Source organism: Streptomyces sp. NPDC043908 (assembly GCF_056435525.1).
The window spans coordinates 1-17,495 of the sequence record NZ_JBWKEI010000012.1 but is presented as its reverse complement, the minus strand read 5'-3'; the positions used below and the strand labels follow the sequence as shown (position 1 = coordinate 17,495).

Genomic DNA, 17,495 nt, shown 5'->3' with positions numbered 1-17,495 from the left:
TCACTCAGGGCTGCAAACATCAATTCCCCCCGTTCTGTTCCGTATCCTGTGCCCGTGCGTCTTCGCGGAGTTCACCGGCGAGCAGGTCGAGTACGCTCCGTACACTCTCCCTACGGATTTCCTCCCTGCCGCCGTTCAACCGCAAAGCGACGGATTTCCCGGTCCCGTCCGGTCCCTCGACCGCCACGTGGACCGTCCCGACGGGCTTGCCGTCCTGGGGCTCGGGGCCCGCGACGCCGGTCGTCGCCACACCCCAGTCGGCCCCCATGAGCCGGCGCACACCCGCTGCCATCTGCCGCGCGACCTCGCCGTCCACGGCTCCGCGCTCAGCCAGCAGGGTCCCGTCGACGCCCAGGACCTTCTGCTTGACGTCCGTGGCGTAGGCCGTCACCGAGCCGAGGAAACCCGCCGAGGCGCCCGGGGCCTCGGTCAGCTCCGCGGCCACCAGCCCGCCGGTGAGCGACTCCGCGGCCGCCACCGTCTGGTCACGGTCCGTGAGCAGTTGCATGATCCGCGCGGCTTCTTTCACCGGCCCGGTCCCTCCACGGCGGCCTCGGCGGCGCGCGCCGCGCGCTGTGCGGCGAGCCCCTTGCGCCTCAGTACGACCGCCTGTCGCACATAGTCCAGTCCCGTGACGACCGTCAGCACCACGGCGATCGCCATCACCCAGAAGCGCAGGGTCGCCAGTGGACCCGTGAGCGCCAGTACATACATACCCGTCGCCGTGCCCTGGGCGAGTGTCTTCAGTTTCCCACCGCGGCTGGCGGGAATCACGCCGTGCCTGATGACCCAGAAACGCATGAGCGTGATCCCGAGTTCCCGGAACAGGATCACCCCGGTCACCCACCACGGCAGATCGCCCAGCGAGGAGAGGCAGACCAGCGCGGCACCCATGATCGCCTTGTCCGCGATGGGGTCCGCGATCTTCCCGAAGTCGGTGACCAGGTTGTACGTCCGGGCCAGATGCCCGTCGAAGATGTCCGTGATCATGGCGACGGCGAACGCCGCCCATGCCCAGGCCCGCCAGGCCGGGTCGTACCCGCCGTCCTGGAGCATCAGCACCACGAAGCCCGGCACGAGCACGAGCCGGACCATGGTGAGGAGGTTCGCGACGTTCCAGAGGCTCGCCTGGTTGACGGCCGCCGCGCCCAGCTTGCCGCCGGGCGCCGGCGTCCGGCCGGTACCGCCCGCCGCGGATGCCGGGACTCCGGTCATCTGGCCGCCTCCTCAGGGACGTCGAGACTCGTCACCACCAGGTCGACGCCCTCGGCGGCGACGACCTTCGCCTCGACGATACGGCCCGGCGTCAGTCCCGCGCCCTCCGTGAACCGCACTTGACCGTCGGTCTCCGGCGCCTGGTGCTCGGCGCGGCCGATCACGCCGTCCTCGCCGTCGACCGACTCGACCAGCACCCGGACGGTGTCGCCGACGCGCTCCTCGGCGCGCTGGGCGGTGAGCTCCTCGGCGAGCCGCGAGAGGTGGTCGAGCCGCTCCGCGATCACCTCGGCGTCCAGCTTGTTCTCGTACGTGACGGCCTCGGTGCCCTCCTCGTCGGAGTAGCCGAAGACGCCGATGGCGTCGAGGCGGGCGGCGGTGAGGAAGCGTTCGAGCTCCTGGAAGTCGGCCTCGGTCTCACCGGGGAAGCCGACGATGAAGTTGGAGCGGACACCGGCCAGCGGCGCCTTGGCGCGGATCGTCTCTAGCAGCTCCAGGAAGCGCTCGGTGTCGCCGAAGCGCCGCATGGCCCGCAGCACACCGGGGGCGGAGTGCTGGAAGGAGAGGTCGAAGTACGGGACGACCTTGTCGGTCGAGGTCAGTACGTCGATCAGGCCCGGGCGCATCTCGGCGGGCTGGAGGTAGCTGACGCGTACACGCTCGATGCCTTCGACGGCCGCGAGCTCGGGGAGCAGCGTCTCCAGGAGGCGGATGTCGCCGAGGTCCTTGCCGTACGAGGTGTTGTTCTCGGAGACCAGCATGACCTCCTTGACGCCCTGCTCGGCCAGCCAGCGCGTCTCGCCCAGCACGTCCGAGGGACGGCGCGAGATGAAGGAGCCGCGGAAGGACGGGATGGCGCAGAACGAGCAGCGGCGGTCGCAGCCGGAGGCCAGCTTCACCGAGGCGACCGGGCTGGTGTCCAGCCGGCGGCGCAGCGGGGCGCGCGGACCGGACGCGGGGGCGACGCCCTCGGGCAGGTCCTCGGGGGCGCTCTCCTGGGCCTCCTGGGCGTGGCCGGGCAGCGCCACGGCGGCGCCCTGGCGCTCGACGGGGCTCAGGGGCAGCAGCTTGCGCCGGTCGCGCGGGGTGTGCGCCTCGACGCTCCCGCCGCTGAGGATGGTCTGGAGGCGGCCGGAGATGTCGGCGTAGTCGTCGAAGCCGAGCACGCCGTCGGCCTCGGGGAGCGCGTCGGCGAGCTCCTTGCCGTACCGCTCGGCCATACAGCCGACCGCGACGACGGCCTGGGTCCTGCCGTGATCCTTGAGATCGTTGGCTTCGAGGAGGGCGTCGACGGAGTCCTTCTTGGCGGCTTCGACGAACCCACAGGTGTTGACGACGGCGACATCGGCGTCCGCGGCGTCCTCGACGAGCTCCCAGCCGTCCGCTGCCAAGCGGCCTGCAAGCTCCTCCGAGTCCACCTCGTTACGGGCGCAGCCGAGAGTGACAAGGGCGACGGTACGGCGTTCGGGCATGGACTCAAGACTACTTTGTCCCGGCCCGCGTCCCCGCCGCGAGGGCCGATCAAGGAACCGGCGGCCCTGCGGCGCCGGGGTGCGGCGCCGCCGTCAGCCGACGACCGGGTCGCCCTTGGTGTAGGTCAGCCGCTCGACCTGGCCGTCTCCGAACTGGTCCTCGACCTTCTTGCCGTTGACGTAGAGCTCGATCGCCCCGGCGTTGCCGAGGATCAGGTCGATCTTCTCGCCGTCCACGAAGGTCTTCGACTCGCCCTTCTCCAGGAGGCCGTCGTAGAGCACCTGGCCGTTGTGCGCCTTGGCGGAGATCCAGCTCTTGTCGGAGATGGCGCTCAGCTTGACGGTGACCTTGTCCTGCGGGGCCGCCGCGATGGCGCTGTCCGAGGGGGCGGGGGGCTTGGACACCGGCGGCAGGCTCGGGACCGGCTTGGGGCTCGGACTGCGCTGCTGCGTCTGGGTGGGGCCCTCGGCCACCTGGGTGCCCTTGCTCTTGGAGTCGCCGTCGCCGCTGAACATCGTGAAGCCGACGAAACCGACGACCACCACGATCGCGGCGACCATGGCCGCGGTCCAGTTCGGCCGGCGCCGCTCGGGCCGGATCCGCTCCGCCTCGAACATGGGTGCGGCGGGCGTGGGCTCGGGACGGCCGCCGTGATCGGCGTCGTACTGCGCGACCAGGGGCTCGGGGTCCAGGTGCACGGCCCGCGCGACCGTGCGGATGTGTCCGCGCGCGTACACATCGCCGCCGCAGCGGGAGAAGTCGTCGTCCTCCAGGCCGTGGACGATCGGAATGCGCACTCTCGTGATCGAACTGACCTCGTCGACGGTCAGTCCCGCCGCGATACGGGCCTGCTTGAGCGCGTGCCCGATCGTCGGCCGGTTGTCGTCAGCAAAGGAGGGCCGGTCGTCGTCGCCGAGGGAAGGCCGGTCGTCTTCGGGGGAGTTGCCGATGGACACGGGGGCGCCTTTCGAGCGTGAGCCACCTGCTGGAGGTTCAGTCTAGGGGGGGTACGAAAGGGTGGGGCAACCGGGAGGGTGGAGTTTGTACGCCATAGGAATGGCCTCCTCCCTTCCTCCTAACGGGTCAGGAGGGGGGCATGTTCCTGTTCTTCCCTCAACTGGACGTACAACCGGGGAGAACGGTTGCCCCACGCTCCCGTACGCGTGCTCCATTCGGCCGCCCAATCGCCCCTTCGGGCCCGCCCCGGGCCATCAGGGAGCCTCCCCCCGGATGACCGCGAGCACACCGTCGAGTTCGTCCGGTTTGACCAGGACGTCGCGCGCCTTGGAGCCCTCGCTGGGTCCCACGATCCCGCGCGACTCCATCAGGTCCATCAGCCGGCCGGCCTTGGCGAAGCCGACCCGCAGCTTGCGCTGGAGCATCGAGGTCGACCCGAACTGGGTGGAGACCACCAGCTCGGCGGCCTGGCAGAGCAGGTCGAGGTCGTCGCCGATCTCCTCGTCGATCTCCTTCTTCTGCTTCTGGCCGACCGTGACGTCCTCGCGGAAGACCGGCGCCATCTGGTCCTTGCAGTGCTGGACGATCGCCCCGATCTCCTCCTCGGTGACGAACGCGCCCTGGAGGCGGGTCGGCTTGTTCGCGCCCATCGGCAGGAACAGTCCGTCACCCTTTCCGATGAGCTTTTCGGCGCCGGGCTGGTCGAGGATGACGCGGCTGTCGGCGAGCGAGGAGGTCGCGAAGGCGAGCCGGGAGGGCACGTTCGCCTTGATCAGGCCGGTCACGACGTCGACCGAGGGCCGCTGGGTAGCGAGGACCAGATGGATGCCGGCGGCGCGGGCCAACTGGGTGATGCGCACGATCGCGTCCTCGACGTCACGCGGCGCCACCATCATCAGGTCCGCGAGCTCGTCGACGATCACCAGCAGATACGGGTACGGGGTCAGCTCCCGCTCGCTGCCCTCGGGCAGCTTGACCTTGCCGTTGCGGATCGCCTCGTTGAAGTCGTCGATATGGCGGAATCCGAACGCCGCCAGGTCGTCGTAGCGCAGATCCATCTCGCGCACGACCCACTGGAGCGCCTCGGCGGCCCGCTTGGGGTTGGTGATGATCGGTGTGATCAGATGCGGAATGCCCTCGTAGGCGGTGAGTTCCACCCGCTTGGGGTCGACGAGCACCATCCGTACGTCCTCGGGGGTGGCGCGCACCATGACCGAGGTGATCAGGCAGTTGATGCAGGACGACTTGCCGGAGCCGGTCGCGCCCGCCACCAGGACGTGCGGCATCTTCGCCAGGTTGGCCATCACATAGCCGCCCTCGACGTCCTTGCCGAGCGCGACGAGCATCGGGTGGTCGTCCTCGGCCGCGTCCGCGAGCCGCAGCACGTCACCGAGGTTGACCATCTCGCGGTCGGTGTTCGGGATCTCGATGCCGACCGCCGACTTGCCGGGGATCGGCGAGATGATCCGTACGTCCGGGCTGGCCACCGCGTACGCGATGTTCTTGGTCAGCGCCGTGATCCGCTCGACCTTGACGGCCGGCCCCAGCTCCACCTCGTACCGGGTGACCGTCGGGCCCCGGGTGAAGCCGGTGACGGCGGCGTCGACCTTGAACTCCGTGAAGACGTTCTGGAGCGAGGCCACTATGGCGTCGTTGGCGGCGCTGCGCGTCTTGCCGGGCCCGCCGCGCTCCAGCAGGTCCAGCGAGGGCAGCGCGTACGTGATGTCGCCCGCGAGCTGGAGCTGCTCGGCGCGCGCGGGCATCTGCGAGTGCTCCGGCGCCGCCTTGGTCAGATCCGGTACGACGGCGGGGGCGCCCGGGGTCGCCCTGGGCGCCGGACCGGCCGCACCGGCCTTGGCGGTCGGTGTCCCGGCCGCGCCCGCCGCCTCACCGCGGGCCGTGGGCACCGGTGTGGTGCTCCCCCGCTCCCGCTCGGTGGTGACGCCCTGGGTGAGGTCCGCGACGACCGGGGAGGGCGGCAGGCCGTTCAGTACGGCGCCGTCGAGCGCCGCGGCCGCGGCGGCGGCCACGTCGACGGGGTCCATGGGGGTGTCGAACGCCGGTTGCACCGAGGCGCGCCGGGGCTTGCGGCGCTGCGAGAGCGCCGCTTGCTCGGCCTCGCCCGGGGCGTAACCGTCACCCGGCGCGATCCTGCGCCCGGGCGTGCGCCGGGCGCGCGGCGCGGGCTCCGGTTCGTCGGCGGTACGCCAGTCGTCCTCGTACAGCTCGTCCTCGACCAGCTCCCCCGGCAGCGGCTCCAGGACGCCGAGGCGGACGCACAGGGCCCGCAGGCGCTGCGGGATGGCGTTGACGGGCGTCGCGGTGACCACGAGCAGCCCGAAGACGGTCAGCAGCACCAGCATCGGCACCGCGAGCACATCGCCCATCAGGAATTCCAGCGGCTTGGACGCGCCCCAGCCGATGAGGCCCCCGGCGTCCTGCATCGCGCTGGTGCCGTCGTCGCGGCCGGGCGAGCCGCAGGCGATGTGGACCTGGCCGAGCACGCCGAGCACCAGCGCGGAGAGGCCGATCACGATCCTGCCGTTGGCCTCCGGCTTCTCCGGATAGAGGATCAGCCGGACGGCGATCGCCCCGAGCAGCAGCGGCACCAGCAGGTCGAGCCGGCCGAACGCGCCCGTCACCAGCATCTCGACGAGCTCGCCGACCGGGCCGCGCAGCTGGGACCAGGTGCCCGCGGCCACTATCAGCGCGATCCCGAGCAGCAGCAGGGCGACGCCGTCCTTGCGGTGGGCGGGGTCGAGGCCCTTGGCGCCGCGCCCCACGCTGCGGAACATCGCGCCGACGCCATGGGCGGCGCCCAGCCACACGGCGCGCGCGAGCCGGTACACGCCCCCGGTGGGTGAAGGCGCGCGCTGGGGCGCGGGCTTGGGGGGCATCGCCTTCTTGGCGGGCGCCCTTTTGGCGGGTGCCTTCTTCGCGGGCGCGACGGTCTTCTTCGCGGGCGCCTTCTTGGCGGGCGCCGCGGTACGGCCGGTGCGCTTCGCGGTGCCCGCCGTGCCCTGGGAACCCTTGCCGGACGTACGTGAGGCCATGGTGCTGAGGTTACCGGTGCGGACGGCCGTCGACACGGCGGCCGGTGCTTCACCCGTTCGTGTCGTACCGAAAGACGATAGTCACGGGCGCGGGGACAGGACCGGCGTACGGGCGAAGGGGGCTGACGCGCCCTCAGCGCCGGGCCCCCTCGAACGGCTCGCTCCGGATCCGTTCGGTTCCGCGAGTCGGTCTGGGTTCAGTTCTGCGGGTCAGTTCTGCGCGTCAGTTCTGCGAGGGGACGGCCGCGGTGCCGCTGCCGGTGCCCGGCTCCAGGGCGTCGAGCGCCCGCCGCAGGCCGGTCAGTTTGCGCTCCAGATGGGCGGCGGTGGCCACCGCCGCCGCGTCCGCCGACTCGTCGTCGAGCTGTTTGGAGAGCGCCTCGGCCTGCTCCTCGACCGCCGCGAGCCGCGCGGACAGCTCGGCGAGCAGCCCCGCGGGCTCCTTGGGGCCGCCGGCCGTCTGGCCGCCGCCCTCCAACTGGAGCCGGAGCAGCGCGGCCTGCTCGCGCAGCTGACAGTTCTTCATGTACAGCTCGACGAACACCGACACCTTGGCACGCAGCACCCAGGGGTCGAAGGGCTTGGAGATGTAGTCGACGGCTCCCGCCGCGTACCCCCGGAAGGTGTGGTGGGGGCCGTGGTTGATGGCGGTGAGGAAGATGATGGGGATGTCCCGGGTCCGCTCCCGCCGCTTGATGTGCGCGGCGGTCTCGAAACCGTCCATGCCCGGCATCTGGACGTCCAGCAGGATCACCGCGAAATCGTCCGTCAGCAGCGCTTTGAGCGCTTCCTCCCCTGACGATGCCCGCACCAGTGTCTGATCGAGCGCGGAGAGGATGGCCTCCAGCGCCAGCAGATTCTCCGGCCGGTCATCGACCAGGAGGATCTTGGCCTTCTGCACCATGGCCCGTCCTCCTCGCCCCGGCTTGGGGCCTCCCCTGTCCGAAGGACTTGGGGAAGCACCGGGCGCCGCCCCTGGGGACGACTCCCTTGCGCCGCCCGTCCTTGTGCCGGTCATGGTAGCCGCACCCCGCCTGTCGCCACACCCTGTCACCGCGATGTCACTGTGCACGTAGCAGAAACGTAGTGGGAGACCAGAAGGTTCCCCGAATACCGCCCTCCCACACGCCTTCGGCCACAGTCAGTCAGCACCGCGCGGCGGATCTCCCGCCGGCGATCACTTCTCCCGCATCCACTGCTCCATCACCGAGAGCAGGTGGTCGGGGTCGACCGGCTTGGTCACGTAGTCCGAAGCCCCGGACTCGATGGCCTTCTCCCGGTCGCCCTTCATCGCCTTCGCGGTGAGCGCGATGATCGGCAGCCCGGCGAACTGCGGCATCCGGCGAATCGCCGATGTCGTGGCGTACCCGTCCATTTCCGGCATCATGATGTCCATCAGCACGACGGCCGTGTCCTCGTGCTGCTCCAGGACCTCGATCCCCTCGCGACCGTTCTCCGCGTACAGCACCGAAAGGCCGTGCTGCTCCAGGACGCTGGTGAGCGCGAAGACGTTCCGTACGTCGTCGTCGACGATCAGCACCTTCTCGCCGCCGAAGTGGAAGGTGCGCGCGGGCGCGTGCTCCGGCTCCTGGGCCGCCCACGCGTCCGGCCGCGCCTCTCCCTGCTGTCCGGGAAGCGTCGCGGCCGGCTCCGCGCCGAGCGCCTTGCGGCGGCGCCGGAAGAGCCCGGCCGTCCCCGTCTGGGCCTCGCTCGGGGCGAGCGTCGCCGTCTCGTGCGGCACCGGGTCCTGGCGGCCCGCGTCCGCCTGGCCGGCCTCGCTGCCCGTCTCGCCGCCGGGCGGCAGCTGCGGATAGCCCTGCGGCGGCAACTCGCTGGGGTGCAGCGGCAGGTACAGCGTGAACGTGGAGCCCCGGCCGGGCTCGCTCGCCGCGTGGATCTCACCGCCGAGCAGCCGGGCGATCTCGCGGCTGATCGACAGCCCCAGGCCCGTGCCGCCGTACTTGCGGCTGGTCGTGCCGTCGGCCTGCTTGAACGCCTCGAAGATCACCCGCATCTTGCTGGCCGCGATGCCGATGCCGGTGTCGGTCACCGAGAACGCGATCAGATCGGCGTCCGCGTCGCGCAGCGAGCCCGCCTCCAAGAGCTGTTCGCGGATCGCGTGCGGCACATCGGCGTGGGCGGGCCTGATCACCAGCTCGACGGCCCCGCTGTCGGTGAACTTCACCGCGTTCGACAGCAGGTTGCGCAGCACCTGGAGGAGCCGCTGCTCGTCGGTGTGCAGGGTCGCCGGGAGCTCCGGCGACACCCGTACGGAGAAGTCGAGCCCCTTCTCCGCGGTGAGCGGCCGGAAGGTCGCCTCCACGTAGTCGACGAGCTGCACCAGGGCGATCCGGGTCGGGCTGACGTCCATCTTGCCCGCCTCGACCTTGGACAGGTCCAGGATGTCGTTGATCAGCTGGAGCAGGTCGGAACCCGCACCGTGGATCGTTTCCGCGAACTCGACCTGCTTCGGCGAGAGGTTGCCCTCCGCGTTGTCGGCGAGCAACTTGGCGAGGATCAGCAGCGAGTTGAGGGGGGTCCGCAGCTCGTGCGACATGTTCGCCAGGAACTCGGACTTGTAGCGCATCGAGACCGCGAGCTGTTCGGCGCGCTCCTCCAGGACCTGCCGGGCCTCCTCGATCTCGGTGTTCTTCACCTCGATGTCGCGGTTCTGCTGGGCGAGCAGCTCGGCCTTCTCCTCCAGCTCCGCGTTGGAGGCCTGGAGGGCCTTCTGCCGGTTCTCCAGCTCCGCCGACCGCTCGCGCAGCTGCTCGGTCAGCTCCTGCGACTGCTTGAGCAGCACCTCGGTCTTGGAGTTGACGCTGATCGTGTTGACGCTGGTCGCGATCATCTCCGCGATCTGGTTGAGGAAGTCCTTCTGGATCTGGGTGAACGGCTGGAAGGAGGCCAGTTCGATCACCCCGAGGACCTTGCCCTCGAAGAGCACCGGCAGCACGATCACATGCGCGGGCGGCGCGTCCCCGAGCCCGGAGGAGATCTTGAGGTAGCCCGGCGGCACGTTCTCCACCAGGATCGTGCGCTTCTCCTCCGCCGCCGTGCCGATCAGCGTCTCACCGGGCCGGAACGAGGTGGGCATCGAACCCGCCGAGTACCCGTAACTCCCGCGCATCCTCAGCTCGTACGGGCTGTCCTCGTCCCCGCCGACCTCGTTGGAGCCGCCGGTCGGCAGCGCCAGGAAGAACGCGCCGTGCTGCGCCGAGACCACCGGCGTCAGCTCGGTCATGATCAGGGAGGCGACGTCGTCGAGGTCGCGCCTGCCCTGCATCAGACCGGAGATACGGGCGAGGTTGCCCTTGAGCCAGTCCTGCTCCTTGTTGGCGACCGTGGTGTCGCGCAGGTTGGCGATCATCGTGTTGATGTTGTCCTGGAGGGCCTGGATCTCCCCCGCCGCGTCCACGTCGATCTTGAGGTTGAGGTCGCCGCGGGTCACCGCGGTGGCGACGGCCGCGATGGCGCGCACCTGCCGGGTCAGGTTCCCGGCCATCTCGTTCACGGACTCGGTCAGGTCGCGCCAGGTGCCGTCCACGTCGCGTACGCGCGCGTGGCCGCCCAGCTGGCCCTCGGTGCCCACCTCGCGCGCGACGCGGGTGACCTCCACGGCGAACGAGGAGAGCTGGTCGACCATCGTGTTGATGGTGTTCTTCAGCTCCTGGATCTCACCGCGCGCGTCGATGTCGATCTTCTTGGTGAGGTCGCCCTTGGCGATGGCGGTGGTGACCGTGGCGATCTGGCGCACCTGCCCGGTGAGGTTGTCGGCCATGGAGTTCACCGACTCGGTGAGGTCCTTCCACGTACCGGAGACGCCGGGGACGCGGGCCTGGCCGCCCAGGATGCCGTCGGTGCCCACCTCGCGCGCGACCCGGGTCACCTGGTCGGCGAAGGACGACAGGGTCGTCACCATGGTGTTGACGGTGTCGGCGAGCTCCGCGACCTCGCCGCGCGCCTCGACCGTCACCTTCTTGGTGAGGTCGCCGTTGGCGACGGCGGTGGAGACCCGGGCGATGTTGCGCACCTGGTAGGTGAGGTTCGCGGCCATCAGGTTGACGTTGTCGCTGAGGTCCTTCCAGATGCCGGTGACCCCGCGCACCCGGGCCTGACCGCCGAGGATGCCCTCGGTGCCCACCTCGCGCGCGACCCGGGTCACCTCGTCCGCGAAGTTCGAGAGCTGGTCGACCATCGTGTTGACGGTGGTCACCAGCTCCAGGATCTCGCCCTTGGCGTCGACGGTGATCTTCTTCGAGAGGTCGCCCTTGGCGACCGCCGTCGTCACCTCGGCGATGTTGCGCACCTGGAAGGTGAGGTTGTTCGCCATGAAGTTGACGGACTGCGTCAGGTCCTTCCAGGTGCCCGAGACGCCCTGTACCTCCGCCTGGCCGCCCAGGATGCCCTCGGTGCCCACCTCGCGGGCCACCCGGGTCACCTGCTCCGCGAAGTTCGATAGCTGGTCGACCATCGTGTTCAGGACGTTCTTGAGCTCCAGGATCTCGCCGCGCGCGTCCACGTCGATCTTCTGCGACAGATCACCGCGCGCCACCGCCGTGGCGACCTGGGCGATGTTGCGGACCTGGGCGGTGAGGTTGCCGGCCATGCCGTTCACCGAGTCCGTCAGATCCCGCCACACCCCGGCCACGCCCGGCACCTGCGCCTGGCCGCCCAGGCGTCCGTCGGTGCCCACCTCGCGCGCGACCCTGGTCACCTGCTCGGCGAAGCCTGACAGCTGGTCGACCATGTTGTTGATGGTGTTCTTGAGCTCCAGGATCTCGCCGCGCGCGTCCACGTCGATCTTCTGCGACAGGTCACCGCGCGCCACCGCCGTGGTCACCTGGGCGATCTGGCGCACCTGGGAGGTCAGGTTGCCCGCCATGAAGTTGACGGAGTCGGTGAGCTCCTTCCAGGTGCCCGAGACGCCGTCCACCCGGGCCTGACCGCCGAGCCGGCCCTCCGTACCCACGTCCTGGGCCATCCGCGTCAACTGGGCGGCGAACGAGGCCAGCTGGTCCACCATCGTGTTGACGGTGTTCTTCAGCTCCAGCATCTCGCCGGAGACGTCCACCGTGACCTTCTGCGACAGGTCGCCGTTGGCGACGGCCGTGGTCACCTGCGCGATGTTGCGCACCTGGCCGGTGAGGTTGCGGAACGCGTTGTTGACGGAGTCCGTCAGGTCCTTCCAGGTGCCCGCCGCGCCCGGCACCTCCGCCTGACCGCCCAGGCGCCCCTCGACGCCGACCTCCCGGGCCACCCGGGTCACCTCGGAACCGAACGACTGGAGCTGGTCGACCATCGTGTTGACGGTGTTCTTCAGCTCCAGCATCTCGCCCGCGACGTCGACCGTGACCTTCTGGGTCATGTCACCGTTGGCGACCGCCGTGGTCACCTGCGCGATGTCCCGCACCTGCGTCGTCAGGTTGCGGAAGACCGTGTTCACCGAGTCGGTCAGGTCCTTCCAGGTGCCCGCCGCGCCCGGCACCTGCGCCTGCCCGCCGAGCAGGCCCTCGGCGCCGACCTCGTTGGCGACCCGGGTCACCTCGTCCGCGAACGTACGCAGCGTCTCGGTCATCTGGTTGATCGTCTCGGCGAGCTGGGCGACCTCCCCGCGCGCGTTAACGGTCACCTTCTGCGACAGGTCACCGTTGGCGACCGCCGTCGTCACCTGCGCGATCCCGCGCACCTGTGCGGTGAGGTTGCCCGCCATCAGGTTGACGGAGTCCGTCAGGTCCTTCCACACACCCGCGACGCCGGGCACCTGCGCCTGCCCGCCGAGCTCGCCCTCGGTGCCCACCTCGCGCGCGACCCGGGTCACCTCGGAGGAGAACGAGGACAGCTGGTCGACCATCGTGTTCACGGTGTTCTTCAGCTGGAGCATCTCGCCGGCGACGTGCACGGTCACCTTGCGCGACAGATCGCCCTTGGCAACCGCCGTCGTCACGAGAGCGATGTCACGTACCTGGGCGGTCAGCCGGTACGCCATCGTGTTCACCGAATCCGTGAGGTCCTTCCACGAACCGGACATTCCACGCACCTGGGCCTGGCCGCCGAGCTTGCCCTCGGTACCGACCTCCAGTGCGACCCTCGTCACCTCGTCGGTGAACGCCGACAGCTGGTCGACCAGGTTGTTGACGGTCCGCCCCACCTTGAGGAACTCGCCGCGCAGCGGCCGCTCGGCGTTGTCCACGCCGTGCGAGCGCAGGTCCATGCGCTGCTCCAGATCGCCCTCCGCGACCGCGGACAGCACCCTGCCGACCTCGGAGACCGGCCGGGCCAGATCGTCCACCAGGGCGTTGGAGGCGTCGATGGCGGCCGCCCAGGAGCCCTCACAGGCCCCGGTCTCCAGCCGCTCGGTCAGCTTCCCCTCCCGGCCCACCATCCGCCGCACCCGGGCGATCTCGCCCGTCAGATGCAGATTGCGGTCGGCGACCTCGTTGAAGACCGCGGCGATCTCGGCCATCATCCCGTCCCCGGAGACGGTCAGCCGCTTGCGGAAATTGCCGTCCCGCATCGACGCCAGTGCGGCGAGCAGCCGCTGCAGCGCAGCGGTGTCCACCTCGGTCGTCCCCTTGCCGCGGGTCCGTCCGCCCTTCGCGCGCGTGCTCTTGCCACGCGCCGCCACGCCAGACTCCACCGTGTCCCTCCCGCAGGGGTCGACCGCCCTCGTCGGGCTTTGCTCGAAGCCTTCCCAGTGTTTCACCATGGCCGGACCCGGCCATAACAGTTCGGCAGCTTCGCATACCGTCCCCGCCCACGGAGGGCGGAAACACTGGTGACCGGCATCCGCCAGGACAGTGAAGGTAAGTAACCTGGCTTCCGGCTGTCCAACCGCCCCGGTCCGTCCGAGGGCGGCGGCGCCCCCTGCTCCAGTGAGCCCGGGGGCCGCGGACGCCACAAGGACGACCACGGGACACCGGAGGGGGCGGGCCACACATGGGAGTGTTGATTCCCGGGGGGCACCTTCCCGGACCCCGGCAGGGGAAACCGGGCGTCGAGACGCGTACGAGGAGTTCTGTGATCACCGCGCGGGCGGAAGCCAGCTTCGAACCCGTCGGGCGGTCCGTGGCGACCGCCCGCGCCTTCGTCCGCGACACCCTCCAGGGCTGGGGGTACGCGGACGTCGTCGACGACGCCGTCGTCCTCACCAGCGAGCTGGTCACCAACGCGGTCGTCCACGCCGGCACCGCCGCCGACGTCCTGTGCCTGCGCTCCGAGGACGGCGTCCGCGTCGAGGTCGCCGACCACTACCCCGAACGTGAGGTCCCGCTCCACGCCTCGCCCGCCGAGGTCGCGGGACCCGACCGCGAGAACGGCCGCGGCCTGCTGCTGTGCGCCGCCATCGCCTCCCGCTGGGGCGTCGAGTACACCCCCACCCGCAAGCACGTCTGGTTCCAACTCGACCTGCCCGCCCGCCGGGTGGGCACCCGCTCGGCCGGCCCCGCCCTGCCCCTGGACCTGCTGCCCGTCACCGACGGCCGGGTCCGCGTCGCGGTCATCCAGATCGACAGCACCGGCGCCGTCCGCGCCTGGAACGAGGACGCCGAGGAGCTCTTCGGATACCCCGCGGAGAAGGTCACCGGCAAGCAGCTCACCGACTTCGCGGCCTGGCCGCACACCCCCGGCACCTCCACCGGGATCGTCGAGGCCCTCCAGCTGTCGCGCTGGGAGGGCAGCTACGGCATCCGCGGCGCCGACGGCCGCGTCCTGCCCGTGTACGCGTCACACCTGCGCGTACGGGACACCAACGGCGAACCGTCCACCGTCTGCCTCCTGGTCCGCGACGACGAGCGCGCCGTGCTCCAGACCCCCGTACGCGCTCCTGCCGGCGACCCCGCGGCCATGGGCGAGAGCCGCAACGTCGACCCGTTCGAGGTCTTCATCGGCTCCCCCGCCCCCGACGACCTCGACGGACTGCTCCAGCGCACCGTGGAGCGCGCCCGCGACATGCTCGACGGCGACGCCGCCTTCCTGCTGCTCGCCACCGACGACGAGACCGAGCTGGAGGTCCGCGCCACCACCGGCCTGCCCTCCGCCCGCCAGCGCTTCGCGCGCGTGCCCGTCGAAGCGGGCACCGGCCGCTACGGCTCGGCCAGGATGCCCGCCGTCCACGAGGACCTCGCGGCCGTCCCCGGCGCCGTCCCCATCCTCGGCGGCTCCGGCATGCGCTCGGTCGTCACCGTCCCCCTCAAGGTCGAGGGCCGCCTCACCGGCTCCCTGGGCGTCGCCGCCGAATCCGCCGGGCGCTACTCCAACGAGGAGGCGCTGCGCCTCCAGTTCGCCGCCGACCGCATCGCGCTCGCCGTCGAGTCGGCCCGCCTCGGTGAGCTCGAACGCCTCCGCCGCGGATCCCTGAGCTTCCTCGTGGAGGCCTCGGACCTGCTCGCGGGAACCCTGGACCGGGACCAGACGTTGGCCCTGATGGCACAGATGACCGTCCCCACCCTCGCCACCTGGTGCGCCGTCTACACGATCGCGGACCAGTCCTCCGACCCGTACCTGTCCTACGTCCTGCACGAGGACGAGGAGCGCATCGACGGCCTCAAGGCGCTCCTGTCCAAGATCGACCCGCCGGAGCCGGTCCCCACCCCGGGCGCCCGCGTCTGGAGCGCCCCCGGCGAAGCCGCCCACCAGGCCGCGCTGCGCACCTCGATGCGCGACCTCGGCCGCGTCAGCAGCCCGCACCTGGGCAGCGGCCTCGGCACCACGCTGTCCACGGCCGCCGCCGTCGGCGGCGAGACCGTCGTGCTGCCCCTGGTCGCCCGCAACCGCGTCATCGGCATGCTCACCCTCGGCAAGCCCTCCGACGACCACTTCCGCCAGGAGATCCTGGAACTGGCCGAGGACCTCTCCCGCCGGGCCGCGCTCGCCCTCGACAACGCCCGCCTCTACTCGGAGCGCATGGCCATCAGCCGCTCCCTCCAGCGCAGCCTGCTGCCCCCGGGCCTCCCCCAGATCCCCGGCGTCGAAGTCGAGGTCATCTACCGCGCGGCCGGCGAGGGCAACGAGGTCGGCGGCGACTTCTACGACCTCTTCCCCATCCGCGACGGCGCCTACGGCTTCGCCATCGGCGACGTGTGCGGCACCGGCCCCGAGGCGGCGGCCGTCACGGGCCTGGCCCGCCACGCGCTGCGCCTGCTCGCCCGCGAGGGCTTCGGCGGCCCCGCGGTCCTGGAGCGTCTCAACGCCGCGATCCTCGACGAGGGCGCCCGCAGCCGCTTCCTGACGCTCCTTTACGGCGAGCTGTGGCCCCAGGAGGACGGCAGCGCCGTCCTGAAGGTCGTCTGCGCGGGCCACCCGCTCCCGCTGCGCCTGCGCCAGGACGGCACGGTCGAGCCCGCGGCCGAACCCCAGCCGCTGCTCGGCGTCATGGAGGACCTGGAGCTGTACGAGGAGACGATCACCCTGGACCCGGGCGACGTCCTTCTCTGCGTGACGGATGGCATCACCGAGCGCCGGGAGGGTACCCGCATGTTGGGAGACGACGGTCTGACCGACGTCCTCGCCACGTGTACGGGCCTGACCGCCGGCGCCGTTGCGGCCCGCGTCCTGCGCGCGGTGGAACGCTTCGCCGCCGAGCCCGCGTCCGACGACATGGCGATTCTGTCGATGCGTATCCCGGAACAGCCCCGGCATTAGCGGAGCCGGGGCCCCGGCCCGACAGGACCAGGGGCCACCGCCCACGGGTGGCCGGAGAACGCGAAAGGCCCCGCCCAATGGGCGGGGCCTTTCATCGTCTTCCTGCTGAGCCCCCATGCGGAATCGAACCGCAGACCTTCTCCTTACCATGGAGACGCTCTACCGACTGAGCTATAGGGGCCGGTTGTTGTTTCGGGGTTTCCCCCTCACCAACGAGATAAAGCATACCCTGAATCAGACGGTGTTCCGAACCACGCCCGCCCGTTCCTCCGGCTCCCGGCCCACATCCCCGTCAGGCGGGCTGAAGCAGCCCCCCGAGCGCGTTGCAGACCGACACCAACTTCCGTACGTCCGCGTCGGAAAGCCCGTCGAGGCGGGGCAGCGCGAGCGTCTCGTCCACGGCCCGCTCGGTCTCCGGCAGCACACACCCGATCCGCCTGAACTCCCGCGTCCGGTGCACGGGCGTGAGCACGGGCACGTCACACGCGACCCCGCGCCGCCGCAGCAGCCGCGCGAACGCGTCCCGGTCGGGCCGCCCGTTTCCCGGCACCCGTACGACATAGCGCTGGTACGCGTGCCCGGCGGCCGGCACGGGCGTCCGTACGCCCACGAGCCGCCGGTCCAAGTACGCGGCCCGCTCCCGGCGTTGTACGACGTCACCGCCCTGGCCGTCGTCCTCGTCCGTCTCCACCAGCAACAGTCCGAGCCGCTCCGCGAGTTGCCTGAACTGCCCGGCCTCGCCCGGGTGCCCGAAGCGGTGCACGAGGACGATCCCGACGGTCCGCGAGGTCACCACGGCCTCGATGCCCCCGACCCCCAGGCAGTACGTCTCCGGGTCTATGTCGGCGAACACCGGCAGGGCGCCTGCCGCCACGACGGCCCGGGCCACGGTGCCGTCGTCATAAGCCGGCACGATCACTTCGTCCCCGGCGGTGAGACGCGCGGACTCCAGCTTTCCGATGATCCCCATAGCTGGGCATGGTGCTCGCCGCATATGAACAACAGGTGATCGGGCATAAAAAAACGCGGGTCCCCGAGCCGAAGCTCGGGAACCCGCGTGAAAATTTGTTCGGCGGCGTCCTACTCTCCCACAGGGTCCCCCCTGCAGTACCATCGGCGCTGAAAGGCTTAGCTTCCGGGTTCGGAATGTAACCG

At 70.7% G+C, this 17,495-nt stretch carries 9 protein-coding genes, 1 tRNA gene and 1 rRNA gene; 1 reads left to right on the top strand and 10 read right to left on the bottom strand.

Annotated elements, in window-relative coordinates; translation table 11 throughout:
* Positions 1–19: 19 nt before the first annotated feature.
* The 7 genes from AC069K_RS25125 to AC069K_RS25095 all read right to left on the bottom strand — a co-directional run bounded on the left by AC069K_RS25125 (position 20) and on the right by AC069K_RS25095 (position 13,338).
* The gene (locus tag AC069K_RS25125) at positions 20–508 is read right to left on the bottom strand and encodes a CinA family protein (RefSeq protein ID WP_478620090.1); all 489 of its coding nucleotides are present in this window, start codon (positions 506–508) and stop codon (positions 20–22) included.
* Between the two features lie 17 nt (positions 509–525).
* Positions 526–1,215, bottom strand: coding sequence for a CDP-diacylglycerol--glycerol-3-phosphate 3-phosphatidyltransferase (pgsA, locus tag AC069K_RS25120; protein ID WP_365108780.1), 690 nt, complete (start codon positions 1,213–1,215; stop codon positions 526–528).
* Positions 1,212–2,687 (bottom strand): 30S ribosomal protein S12 methylthiotransferase RimO, encoded by a 1,476-nt coding sequence (gene rimO, locus AC069K_RS25115; RefSeq protein WP_358991315.1) that lies wholly within the window; start codon positions 2,685–2,687, stop codon positions 1,212–1,214. Before rimO ends, pgsA begins: the two co-directional genes overlap by 4 nt.
* A 93-nt stretch (positions 2,688–2,780) precedes the next feature.
* Entirely contained in the window at positions 2,781–3,644 is an 864-nt protein-coding gene (locus AC069K_RS25110; protein ID WP_478620085.1) for a helix-turn-helix domain-containing protein, read from the bottom strand.
* 255 nt (positions 3,645–3,899) lie between these two features.
* Positions 3,900–6,698 (bottom strand): DNA translocase FtsK, encoded by a 2,799-nt coding sequence (locus tag AC069K_RS25105; protein ID WP_478620082.1) that lies wholly within the window; start codon positions 6,696–6,698, stop codon positions 3,900–3,902.
* A 223-nt stretch (positions 6,699–6,921) separates the two neighbouring features.
* Complete coding sequence (locus tag AC069K_RS25100) at positions 6,922–7,602, bottom strand: response regulator (protein WP_478620079.1); 681 nt, start codon at positions 7,600–7,602, stop codon at positions 6,922–6,924.
* 273 nt (positions 7,603–7,875) lie between these two features.
* Positions 7,876–13,338: a HAMP domain-containing protein gene (locus AC069K_RS25095; protein ID WP_478620076.1), complete on the bottom strand. Its 5,463-nt coding sequence runs from the start codon at positions 13,336–13,338 to the stop codon at positions 7,876–7,878.
* A 299-nt stretch (positions 13,339–13,637) separates the two neighbouring features.
* Between AC069K_RS25095 and AC069K_RS25090 the strand changes: the two genes are divergently transcribed.
* Positions 13,638–16,340, top strand: a complete 2,703-nt coding sequence (locus AC069K_RS25090; RefSeq protein ID WP_365114202.1) for a SpoIIE family protein phosphatase — start codon at positions 13,638–13,640, stop codon at positions 16,338–16,340.
* A gap of 108 nt (positions 16,341–16,448) precedes the next feature.
* Here the strand turns inward: AC069K_RS25090 and AC069K_RS25085 are convergent.
* From AC069K_RS25085 to rrf, 3 genes are all read right to left on the bottom strand, one after another.
* Positions 16,449–16,521, bottom strand: a tRNA-Thr gene (locus tag AC069K_RS25085).
* 111 nt (positions 16,522–16,632) lie between these two features.
* Entirely contained in the window at positions 16,633–17,310 is a 678-nt protein-coding gene (locus AC069K_RS25080; protein ID WP_478620072.1) for a DegT/DnrJ/EryC1/StrS family aminotransferase, read from the bottom strand.
* 97 nt (positions 17,311–17,407) lie between these two features.
* Positions 17,408–17,495 (bottom strand): 5S ribosomal RNA (rrf, locus tag AC069K_RS25075); the annotation flags it as partial.